This window comes from Streptomyces sp. NPDC058459, from assembly GCF_042721685.1.
Classification (GTDB): Bacteria; Actinomycetota; Actinomycetes; order Streptomycetales; family Streptomycetaceae; genus Streptomyces.
The window spans coordinates 1-10,822 of the sequence record NZ_JBHXLV010000215.1 but is presented as its reverse complement, the minus strand read 5'-3'; the positions used below and the strand labels follow the sequence as shown (position 1 = coordinate 10,822).

The following is a 10,822-nucleotide window of genomic DNA, read 5'->3' as shown; positions in this document are numbered from 1 at the left end:
CCGTACTTGGCCTCCAGCGCGGCCCGGCGCTCGTACACGGCCTCCTTGCGGTAGCCGACGATCACACCGACCTCGGTGAGACCCACCTCGGCGAAATTGCCGAGGGTGAGGTCCAGCACGGTGAGCGACTCCTCGTCGCCCTCCGGGCCCACCGGCACCAGGGCCTTGGGCAGCGTGTCGGTGTAGGGGCGCAGACGCCGTCCGGCGCCGGCCGCCAGCACGAGGCCGATCATGCGGTTTCTCCTTCGTCGTGGACGGCGGGCGCCCCAGCGGACACCCAGAAGCGGATGCTCTCGACGAGCACCAGCAGAGCGACGCACACGGCGATGACCGTGAGCGCGACGGTGAACCGGGAGGCGGTCAGCAGCGCCGCGAGCACGGTGACGAGCAGCGTGCGCCCCTCCTGCCCCCCGATGGCGCGTACCAGCCAGGCGGGCGGCGCTCCGGCGTCCCCGCGGATGCGGTACACCGTGTCGTAGTGATGGTAGGCGACCGCCGCGACCAGCCCGAACGCCGCCGGAAGGGCGCCGTGGACGTCGGCGCGGGCGGCCAGCGCGAGCACCGTGCCGTACTCGGCGGCGCGGAAGAACGGCGGGACCAGCCAGTCCAGCGAGCCCTTGAGCGGCCGGGCGGTGGCGAGCGCCGAGGTGAGGACGTAGAGCACCGCGCCGGCGACGGCGAGCCCGCCCCCGAAGCCGGTCAGCGCCGAGCAGGCGACCACGGCGGCGCCGCCGGCGAAGGCGACGGCCGGGACGGCGAGGCCCGGCAGGCCCCGCTTGAACACCCGGCCCGGGACAGCGGCGAGCGGGCCGGTGTCCGCGAGGTCGGCGAGCGCGCGGGCGGCCCGGTCGGTACGGCGGGCCCTGCGGGTCAGCGAGCGCAGCACACGCCCGGCCGTCGTGTACGTGGCGGCCAGCGCGCAGCCGGTCAGCAGCACGTAGAAGGTGACGCGGGGGGTGGTGACCGCGGTGAGGACGGCGATCACGGCCCAGCGTTCGCCGATGGGCAGGACGATCATGCGGCGGACCCAGACCGTCCACCCGACGCTGTCCAGCTTGTCGGAGAGGGCGGCGGTGGGGCTGGTGTTGGCGGTGGCGTCGTGGTTGGCCTCGTTGAAGGAGAAGTCCACGACGTGCCGGCAGGTCTGGAGGATCATCGCGCCGAGCGCGAGGGCCCACACGTCGTCGCCGCCACGGGCCGCGCCGAGGGCGAGTCCGGCGTAGTAGGCGTACTCCTTGGCCCGGTCGAAGGTGGCGTCCAGCCAGGCGCCGAGCGTGGAGTACTGGAGCGAGTACCGGGCCAGCTGGCCGTCGGTGCAGTCCAGTACGAAGGAGGCGATCAGCAGGAGGCCGGCCGCGACGAAGCCGGGGCGGGTGCCGGTGGCCGCGCAGCCCGCCGCTATGAGCGCGGTGAGCAGCGAGGCGGTGGTGACCTGGTTGGGGGTCAGTCCCCGGCGGGCGCACCAGCGGGCGAGGTGGCGCGAGTAGGGGCTGACGCAGAAGGTGGTGAAGAAGCCGTCGCGGGACTTGACGGCCGACCTCAGGCGGACGTCCTCCTCGTCGACGGCGAGGACGGCCTGCCGGGCCTCGTTGCGGGCCTGCGGGTCGGCGGGCACGGCGGCGACCAGGCTGCCCAGCTCGGGGCGGTGCACCGGGGTGCCGCCGGCGTCGAGGGCGGTGACCAGGCGGTCGGGCAGGCTGTCGACGGCGACCGCGGTGCCGCCGGCGGTCGCCTCGGCCTGCTCGTGCGGGATCTCGTCCTGCCCGTCCAGCGCCCGGCGCAGCGTCTGCCGGGCGGCGCCCTGGGCGGTGACGGCGCCGGGGACGGCGGCGAGCGGGAAGCGGGGGTCGGTCAGGCCGAGGCGCAGGGCGTGCGGATGGCCGACGAAGCGGGCGTCGACCAGGGCAACCCGCCCGTCGGCGGGGGCGGCCGCGATCAGGTGCCGGGCCTCGGCGGGGCCGGCGGCCGTGCGCACGTCGAAGCCGAGGGACCGCAGATCGCCTTCGAGTGACGATCCGGGGACCGGCTGACCGGTGACGATGGCGGTCGGCAACCGAATTCACTCCCTGGGTCCGGCACTTCGGCGCCGGTCTGCTGCGTGATGGAGGCGCCCCTCGCCTGCGGCTCGCCGGGGCGGCATGTCGGCAGAGGCTATCGGATGAGGCCGGGTACACGTTCACCGGGCGTTCAGGCCCGGTCCACCAGGGCTGCCCCGCCTGTGCCGCGATCATCATCCGGGACGCGGGGGCCGGCCCGCGGACACTCCCGGACGGGTGACGCGGAAACCGGACACCGGGGACACCGGGCGGTGACGGCGTAGGGTCTGCGAGCATGACGTGGCTGATCACCGGCGGAGCCGGATACATCGGGGCGCACGTGGCGCGGGCCATGAACGACGCCGGGGAGCACGTGGTCGTCCTGGACGACCTGTCGGCGGCGGTGCCCGAGCGGCTGCCCGGGGGAGTGCCGCTGGTCGAGGGCTCGACGCTGGACGGTGACCTGCTGAAGAGGGTGTTCGCCGAGCACGGGGTGACCGGTGTGGTGCATCTCGCGGCGCGCAAGCAGGTCGGGGAGTCGGTGGCGGAGCCCGTCCGCTACTACCGGGAGAACCTCGGCGGCCTGGCGACGCTGCTGGACGCGCTCGCGGACGCGGACGTGCGGCGGCTGGTCTTCTCCTCCTCGGCGGCCGTGTACGGCAACCCGGACGTGGACCTGATCACCGAGGACACCCCGTGCGCCCCGGTGAACCCGTACGGCGAGACCAAGCTGGCCGGTGAGTGGCTGGTCCGGGCGGCCGGGCAGGCGCACGGCATCTCCACGGTGTGCCTGCGCTACTTCAACGTGGCGGGCGCGGCCGCGCCCGAGCTGGCGGACACCGGGGTGTTCAACATCGTCCCGATGGTCTTCGACCGGCTGACCCGTGACGAGGCGCCCCGGATCTTCGGTGCCGACTATCCGACGCCGGACGGCACCTGTGTCCGCGACTACATCCATGTGACCGATCTCGCCGAGGCGCATCTCGCGGCGGCCCGGCGGCTGTCCGAGGGTTCGGTGACCGGCGATCTGACGCTGAACATCGGCCGGGGCGAGGGTGTGTCGGTGCGGGAGCTGATCACGGCCATCGGCGAGGTGACCGGGGACCGGCGGGCGCCGGTGGTGGAGGAGCGGCGCCCGGGGGACGCCCCGCGCGCGGTGGCCTCGGCCGAGCGGGCGGCGGCCGAGCTGGGCTGGCGGGCCCGGCTCGGGGTGCCGGAGATGGTCGGTTCGGCGTGGGAGGGCTGGCAGCGCCACCACAAGCTCTAGAGACGCCGCACCGCTCTGACCTGCTGATCGTTTCCGCAGGTCAGAGCAGATGACAACGGTGTTCAGTGCCGCGTTGCCCGGTGGCCGCCGACCGTAGTTGACTGTGAGCCGGTGCGTCGGTCCGCCATCCGGCGCGGCGCTGAAGGGCGGTCTCCTCATGGGGGCAGGGCACGATCACACACATGCGCACAGCCATGTGCCGTCCACGGCTACGGCCGCGGCCGCGTACCGGGGCAGGCTGCGCGCGGCTCTGGGCATCACGCTCACGATCATGGTGGTCGAGATCGTCGGCGGTCTCGTCGCGGACTCCCTGGCCCTGATCGCGGACGCCGCCCATATGGCGACCGACGCGGTGGGGCTGGTCATGGCGCTGCTGGCGATCCACTTCGCCTCCCGGCCGCCGAGCACCAACCGCACCTTCGGCTTCGCGCGCGCCGAGATCCTGGCGGCGCTCGCCAACTGTGTGCTGCTGCTCGGGGTGGGCGGCTATGTGCTGGTCGAGGCGGTGGAGCGGTTCCTGCGGCCCGCCGAGACCCAGGGCGGGCTGATGGTGGTGTTCGGTGCCATCGGCCTGGTGGCCAACTCCGTCTCCCTCCTGCTGCTGATGCGCGGGCAGAAGGAGAGCCTGAACGTGCGCGGTGCCTTCCTGGAGGTCGCCGCGGACGCGCTGGGCTCGGTGGCGGTGATCATCTCGGCGGCCGTGATCCTGGCCACCGGCTGGCAGGCCGCCGACCCGATCGCCTCGCTGCTCATCGGGCTGATGATCGTGCCGAGGACGCTGCGGCTGCTGCGCGAGACGCTGGACGTGCTGCTGGAGGCGGCGCCCAAGGACGTCGACATGACTGAGGTACGGGCCCACATCCTGGCGCTGGACGGTGTGGAGGACGTGCATGATCTGCATGCCTGGACGATCACCTCGGGCCTGCCTGTGCTCTCCGTACACGTGGTGGTGAGCACGGATGTGCTGAACGCCATCGGCCACGAGAAGATGCTGCACGAGCTCCAGGGCTGCCTGGGCGACCACTTCGACGTGGAGCACTGCACCTTCCAGCTGGAGCCGGGCGGGCACGCGGAGCACGAGGCGCGGCTCTGTCACTGAGGCACTCGGGGGGTCCGGGACGGGTGACTCTCACGGGTCCAGGACATGCGGACGTGCCGGGAAGTGCCGGGAGCGCCGGTTTCGTACGGCAGACTTGGGGTGCGAAGACCGACGCGAAGGATGGGTATGCCGATCACACAAACCACCGAGACGCACAGCTCGTCGAACGGCACCGCGGAGTCGATCTTGCTGGAACTCGTGGACGAGAACGGCGTGACGACCGGCACCGCGGAGAAGCTGACCGCCCACCAGCCGCCCGGTCAGCTGCACCGGGCGTTCTCGGTGTTCCTCTTCGACGAGCGGGGCCGGCTGCTGCTCCAGCAGCGGGCGCTCGGCAAGTACCACTCCCCCGGTGTCTGGTCGAACACCTGCTGCGGCCACCCCTACCCCGGTGAGGCGCCGTTCGCGGCGGCGGCGCGGCGTACGTACGAGGAGCTGGGGGTGTCGCCCTCGCTGCTGGCGCAGGCGGGCACCGTGCGCTACAACCACCCGGACCCTGCGTCGGGGCTGGTGGAACAGGAGTACAACCACCTCTTCGTCGGGCTGGTGCAGCAGACGCCCGCGCCGGACCCGGAGGAGGTCGGCGGGACCGCCTTCGTGACGGCGGCCGAGCTGGCGGAGCGGCACGCGCGGGAGCCGTTCTCCGCGTGGTTCATGACGGTGCTGGACGCGGCGCGTCCGGCGATCAAGGAGCTGACGGGGTCGTCCGCCGGCTGGTAGGCACCGCGCGGGAGCGTCTCCCGGACTCGCCGGCCCTCAGCCGGAGAGAGTGGGTTTGAGCGGCAAGGCGGCCCAGATCACCTTGCCGCCGCTCGCCGTGTGCTCCACGTCGACCGCGCCGCCCGCCTCCCGTGCCACCTCGCGCACCAGCAGCAGGCCCCGGCCGCCGGTCTGGGCGTGGTCGGCCTCCAGCGCGGTCGGCCGGTAGGGGTGGTTGTCCTCCACCGAGACACGGACCCACTCGGCGCCGACGGCCACCTCGACCCCGAGCATCGGGGAGAGCAGCGCCGCGTGCTTGACGGCGTTCGTGACCAGCTCGGAGACGATCAGCAGCAGCCCGTCCACCACGTCGTCCGCGACCGGCACGCCCTGACGGGCCAGCAGATCCCGCACGGCGTGCCGCGCCTGCGGGACCGAGGCGTCCACGGCGGGGGCGGTGAACCGCCACACACCTTCGTACGGCGGTGGTTCGGGCAGTGGCCCGGCGCCCTCCGGCGGCCGCGGCACACCCCCGCGCCCGTGGTTGTCCATCGTCCGGTCGCCGTCCTCGCGCTCGATTGTCACCACCCGTCGAGTGTTGGTAACAACGGGCTCCGCCCCGGAGAACTGAACACAAGTCAGCGGGTATCGAACGGTTCCGACCGCACCCGTGCGTCGCGGTCGCGCGAATGACCGCATCTGTCACTTCGGCGTCCAGTTCCGGAACTATTCAGGTTGTACGGACTGGTCAGGTCTGTACGGGAAGCTCAGACGGGGGCCCTTTCGTCCATCATGCCGACGACCCCGCGGCCGCCGTAGCCGGCGGCGATCAGGCCGAGGCCGTCGAAGAGCAGGGCGAGGGAGAAGAAGCAGCCGATGACGTACTGGCTGCTGCCGGGCCAGCTCACCAGGACCAGGACGCCCAGCAGCAGGTCGAACGCGCCGAGCAGCAGGGTCCAGCCGAACTGGGGGCCGCGCACCACCACGCTGCCGACCAGCCGGAACAGGCCCGCGGCGAGGAACAGCAGCGCGGCGAACATCGTCAGGGCGTCGGCCGCCGCGTGCGGTATCCGGATGACGACGATCCCGGCGGCGATGTTCAGGGCGGCGACGATGACGCCGAGCCAGAAGAAGCTGGTCCCGCGCGCCTGCACCGCGTGCAGCAGGCCCACCACGCCGCCGGTCAGCAGCAGCCAGCCGAAGAGGATCATCGAGGTCAGAGTGGCGGCCGCCGTGTAGACCAGGCCGACGATCCCGGCGATCACCAGGATTACCCCGAGCACCGCCAGCCAGTTGAAGGCCCGGCTCAGGCCCTTCGTCCGCCGCACCCGGGTTTCGCCGGATCTGGCCATCGCCGCCTCCTTGATCGCCCCTGTTCGCTCTCCTTCTCTCCTTCTCTCCTTCTCTCCCTCGGGCGGTGCGAGCTAACTCACCCGGCCGGGACCGGCACCCGCCGATAGCATCCGCCGCATGGACTCCCAGCTGTCGCACGGCGTCACCGACCGCGTCGCCACCGTAGTGATCCGCCACCCGGCCAAGCGCAACGCGATGACGGCCGCGATGTGGCGGGCGCTGCCCCCGCTGCTGGTGGAGCTGGCCGGGGACCCCGGGGTGCGCGCGCTGGTGCTCACCGGGGAGGGCGGCACCTTCTGCGCGGGCGCTGACATCTCCACGCTGCGGGGTTCGTCCGGCGAGGCGCAGGGTCTCGCGGTGGCCGCCGAGGAGGCGCTGGCCGCGTTCCCCAAGCCGACGCTCGCCGCGGTCAGGGGCCACTGCGTGGGCGGCGGGGCCCAGCTCGCGGCCGCCTGCGATCTGCGGCTGGCGGAGGAGGGCGCGCTGTTCGGCGTGACCCCGGCGCGGCTCGGCATCGTCTACCCGGCCTCCTCCACCCGGCGCCTGGTCTCGCTGGTCGGGCCGGCCACCGCCAAGTACCTTCTGTTCTCGGCCGAGTTGATCGGTGCCGGGCGCGCCCTGCGCACCGGTCTAGTGGACGAGGTGCTCCCGGCGGGCGAGCTGGACAAGCGGGTGGCCGCGCTCACCGCCACCCTGGCCGCGCGCTCCCAGCTCACCCAGGCCGCCGCCAAGGAGTACGCCGGCGGGCGCACCGACCGCGACGCCCACTGGACCGCGCAGGCCCTCGCCTCCACCGACACGGAGGAGGGCGTGACCGCCTTCCTGGAGCGCCGGGAGCCCCGGTTCACCTGGAGCGCGCCTACGACCGGATGAACCGGCTCCGCTCGCGCAGGGCGTCGACCAGGTGGGCGGGCGCCTTGTGCGGCGAGCCGGCGTCGTAGGGCGGCTGCGGGTCGTACTCGAGGGCGAGCTGGACCGTCCGGGCGTACTCGTCGCCCGCGATCCGGCCGAGCAGGGTGAGGCCCATGTCGATCCCGGCGGAGACTCCGGCGGCCGTCACGTACTTGCCGTCGCTCACCACCCGCTGCGGGACGTGCCGCGCGCCGAACCGCTCCAGTTCACCGACGGCGAGCCAGTGCGAGGTGGCCCGGCGACCCGTCAGCAGTCCGGCGGCGCCCAGCAGCAGCGAGCCGGTGCACACCGAGGTGGTCCAGGTGGTGGTGGCGTCCGCCTGGCGCAGCCAGTCGAGCAGCGGGGCGTGCTCCATCAGCGCGCTCTGCCCGGGGCCGCCCGGCACCACCACCACATCGGGGCTGGTGACCTCGGCCAGTGACCGGTCGGTCATCAGGGCGAGCGCGCCGGTGTCGGTGCGCACGGGTCCGGCCTGCTCGGCGACGAAGACGGTCTCCGCGTCCGGTGTGCGGGCCAGGACCTCGTACGGTCCGACCGCGTCCAGGGCGGTGAAGCGGTCGTAGAGGACGATGGCGATCTGCATGGCGGTCCTTTCGACGGTGCGCCCGAGTCAGCGCGGGAGTACGGGGCGGAAGCGGCGGCGGATGCCCTCGCGGCCGGGGAGCAGGCGGTGTGCGGGTCGGGGCGGCATACGGCCGATTCTTCGGGGGGCGCGCCGTGCCCGCAATGACGGACACCCCGCCTTTCCTGCCGTCCACGTCGGCGGACCGCGCCCGGCGTGCCCGGCAGGTACCGGGGTACCCGGTGCGGACCGGGCGACCGCCGGGTGGACCGTAGCTCCCTCATGTTCCGTGCCGTCGCCGGTGTGCCGCGCCGGGCAGGCGGCGCCGTGGCCGCCGTCGTCACCCTGCCGTTCCGGGTGCTCGCACGGCTGTCCGGCGGGTCATCCAGCGGTCGCGCCTGACGCGGAGCCCCCGGTGCGCCCTGTCGTCCGTATCCCCGCGCCACCTGCCACAATTGCCGCGCAACCTTAAGCGGAGAAGGCGGTACGGGATCGTGACGACACCCGGGTCAGACGAATCAGGGTCCATCGAGAGCAGGATCGCCGGGGAACTCGGCGTACGGGAGCGGCAGGTGAGGGCCGCGGTGGAGCTGCTGGACGGCGGTTCGACGGTGCCTTTCATCGCCCGTTACCGCAAGGAGGTGACCGAGCTCCTCGACGACGCCCAGTTGCGCACTCTGGAGGAGCGGCTGCGCTATCTGCGTGAACTGGAGGAGCGCCGGGGCGCGATCCTGGAGTCGGTGCGCGAGCAGGGCAAGCTCACTCCCGAGCTGGAGGAGCGCATCCGGGGTGCGGAGACCAAGGCGCGCCTGGAGGACATCTACCTGCCGTTCAAGCCCAAGCGGCGCACCAAGGCGCAGATCGCGCGCGAGGCAGGTCTCGAACCGCTGGCCGAGGGGCTGCTCACCGACCCGTCGGTGGAACCGGCGGCCGCCGCGGACGCGTTCGTGGACGCGGCCAAGGGCGTCGCGGACACCCAGGCCGCCCTGGACGGCGCGCGGGCGATCCTTACGGAGCGGTTCGCCGAGGACGCCGACCTGATCGGCGAGCTGCGCGAGCGGATGTGGACGCGCGGCCGGCTGGCCGCCAGGGTGCGGGACGGCAAGGAGGAGGCGGGCGCCAAGTTCGCCGACTACTTCGACTTCACCGAGCCGTTCACCGCACTCCCCTCGCACCGGGTCCTGGCGATACTGCGCGGCGAGAAGGAGGAGGTCCTCGACCTGGTGCTGGAACCGGAGGAGCCCGCGGAGGCCGGCGCCCGGTCGTCGTACGAGGGTGTCATCGCGGGCCGGTTCGGCATCGCGGACCGGGGCCGTCCCGGCGACAAGTGGCTCGGCGACACGGTCCGCTGGGCCTGGCGCACCCGTGTGCTGGTGCACCTCGGCATCGACCTCAGGCTGCGGCTGCGTACGGCCGCCGAGGACGAGGCGGTCGACGTGTTCGCCGCCAACCTGCGCGACCTGCTGCTGGCCGCCCCGGCCGGCACCCGCGCGACGCTGGGCCTGGACCCCGGTTTCCGTACCGGGGTGAAGGTGGCCGTGGTGGACGCGACCGGCAAGGCGGTCGCCACCGATGTGATCCACCCGCATGTGCCCGCCAACAGGTGGGACGAGGCGATCGCCAGGCTGGCCCGGCTGGCGAAGGAGCACGCGGTCGACCTGGTCGCCATCGGCAATGGCACCGCCTCCCGCGAGACGGACAAGCTGGCGGCCGAACTCATCGCCAGACACCCGGAGTTGAACCTCACCAAGGTGATGGTGTCCGAGGCCGGCGCGTCGGTGTACTCGGCGTCGGAGTACGCCTCCCGTGAACTGCCCGGCATGGATGTGTCGTTGCGCGGCGCGGTGTCCATCGCCCGGCGCCTCCAGGACCCGCTGGCCGAGCTGGTGAAGATCGACCCGCGGTCGATCGGCGTCGGCCAGTACCAGCACGACCTGTCCGAGGTGAAGCTGTCCCGCTCGCTGGACGCGGTGGTCGAGGACTGTGTGAACGGCGTCGGCGTGGACGTCAACACCGCTTCCGTGCCGCTGCTCTCGCGGGTGTCCGGCGTCTCCGCCACCCTCGCGGAGAACATCGTGGCGCACCGCGACGCCAACGGCCCGTTCACCTCCCGGGTGGAGCTGAAGAAGGTGTCCCGCCTGGGCCCGAAGGCGTACGAGCAGTGCGCGGGCTTCTTGCGCATCCGGGGCGGCTCCGACCCGCTGGACTCCTCCAGCGTGCACCCGGAGGCGTACCCGGTGGTGCGGCGGATGGTGAAGACGGCGGGGCGGGAAGTGGCCTCGCTGGTCGGCAACACCGGGGTGCTGCGCTCGCTGCGGCCGGCCGACTTCGTGGACGACACCTTCGGTCTGCCGACGGTCTCCGACATCCTGAAGGAGCTGGAGAAGCCGGGGCGCGACCCGCGTCCGGCGTTCAGGACGGCCACCTTCAAGGAGGGTGTGGAGAAGATCTCCGACCTGTCCGCCGGGATGGTGCTGGAGGGCGTGGTGACGAACGTGGCCGCCTTCGGCGCGTTCGTGGACATCGGCGTCCACCAGGACGGTCTGGTCCATGTCTCGGCGATGTCCAAGACGTTCGTCAAGGACCCGCGCGATGTCGCCAAGCCGGGTGACATCGTCAAGGTGAAGGTCCTGGACGTGGACATCCCGCGCAAGCGGATCGCGCTGACGCTGCGGCTGGACGACGAGGCGGCGGCGCGGGAGCCGGGCGCTCCCCGTCAGCAGCGGGGTGGCGGCAGCCGCCCGCCGCAGCAGCGGCAGGGCCAGGGCCAGGGCCAGGGCCGCCAGGGTCAGGGACAGAGCCGTCAGGGTCAGGAGCAGAGCCGTCAGGGTCAGGGCGGCCAAGGCATGGGCGGTCAGGGCGGCCAGGGCCGGGGCAACGGTGGCGGCAAGGAC

General features: G+C 72.8%; 11 protein-coding genes. 6 read left to right on the top strand and 5 right to left on the bottom strand.

What is annotated here, in order from left to right:
• Both ACFWN1_RS27885 and ACFWN1_RS27880 read right to left on the bottom strand, forming a co-directional pair.
• A partial coding sequence (locus tag ACFWN1_RS27885; protein WP_384367624.1) for a sugar phosphate nucleotidyltransferase occupies positions 1–233 on the bottom strand: 233 nt, incomplete at its 3' end.
• Positions 230–2,053, bottom strand: coding sequence for a DUF5941 domain-containing protein (locus tag ACFWN1_RS27880; RefSeq protein ID WP_384367621.1), 1,824 nt, complete (start codon positions 2,051–2,053; stop codon positions 230–232). The genes ACFWN1_RS27885 and ACFWN1_RS27880, both read right to left, overlap by 4 nt.
• 278 nt (positions 2,054–2,331) lie before the next feature.
• Here ACFWN1_RS27880 and galE point away from each other — a divergent pair, with 278 nt between their 5' ends.
• The 3 genes from galE to idi all read left to right on the top strand — a co-directional run bounded on the left by galE (position 2,332) and on the right by idi (position 5,122).
• On the top strand, positions 2,332–3,303 hold the full coding sequence (gene galE, locus ACFWN1_RS27875; RefSeq protein ID WP_384367618.1) for a UDP-glucose 4-epimerase GalE: 972 nt from the start codon (positions 2,332–2,334) through the stop codon (positions 3,301–3,303).
• Between the two features lie 157 nt (positions 3,304–3,460).
• Positions 3,461–4,402, top strand: a complete 942-nt coding sequence (locus ACFWN1_RS27870; protein ID WP_384367615.1) for a cation diffusion facilitator family transporter — start codon at positions 3,461–3,463, stop codon at positions 4,400–4,402.
• Positions 4,403–4,528: 126 nt separating this feature from the next.
• Positions 4,529–5,122: an isopentenyl-diphosphate Delta-isomerase gene (gene idi, locus ACFWN1_RS27865; RefSeq protein WP_384367612.1), complete on the top strand. Its 594-nt coding sequence runs from the start codon at positions 4,529–4,531 to the stop codon at positions 5,120–5,122.
• Positions 5,123–5,158: 36 nt separating this feature from the next.
• Here idi and ACFWN1_RS27860 read toward each other — a convergent pair whose 3' ends face one another.
• Both ACFWN1_RS27860 and ACFWN1_RS27855 read right to left on the bottom strand, forming a co-directional pair.
• Entirely contained in the window at positions 5,159–5,653 is a 495-nt protein-coding gene (locus ACFWN1_RS27860; protein WP_384367627.1) for an ATP-binding protein, read from the bottom strand.
• A gap of 215 nt (positions 5,654–5,868) precedes the next feature.
• Positions 5,869–6,453 (bottom strand): HdeD family acid-resistance protein, encoded by a 585-nt coding sequence (locus ACFWN1_RS27855; protein ID WP_384367609.1) that lies wholly within the window; start codon positions 6,451–6,453, stop codon positions 5,869–5,871.
• Between the two features lie 118 nt (positions 6,454–6,571).
• Between ACFWN1_RS27855 and ACFWN1_RS27850 the strand changes: the two genes are divergently transcribed.
• Positions 6,572–7,327 (top strand): enoyl-CoA hydratase/isomerase family protein, encoded by a 756-nt coding sequence (locus ACFWN1_RS27850; RefSeq protein WP_384367606.1) that lies wholly within the window; start codon positions 6,572–6,574, stop codon positions 7,325–7,327.
• Here ACFWN1_RS27850 and ACFWN1_RS27845 read toward each other — a convergent pair.
• On the bottom strand, positions 7,314–7,949 hold the full coding sequence (locus tag ACFWN1_RS27845) for a DJ-1/PfpI family protein (RefSeq protein ID WP_384367603.1): 636 nt from the start codon (positions 7,947–7,949) through the stop codon (positions 7,314–7,316). The two genes, ACFWN1_RS27850 and ACFWN1_RS27845, sit on opposite strands and share 14 nt — an antisense overlap.
• Before the next feature lie 261 nt (positions 7,950–8,210).
• On the opposite strand from ACFWN1_RS27845, the gene ACFWN1_RS27840 reads away from it, so the two are divergent.
• Both ACFWN1_RS27840 and ACFWN1_RS27835 read left to right on the top strand, forming a co-directional pair.
• Entirely contained in the window at positions 8,211–8,330 is a 120-nt protein-coding gene (locus ACFWN1_RS27840; RefSeq protein WP_384367600.1) for an LPFR motif small protein, read from the top strand.
• A 92-nt stretch (positions 8,331–8,422) separates the two neighbouring features.
• A partial coding sequence (locus ACFWN1_RS27835) for a Tex family protein (RefSeq protein WP_384367597.1) occupies positions 8,423–10,822 on the top strand: 2,400 nt, incomplete at its 3' end.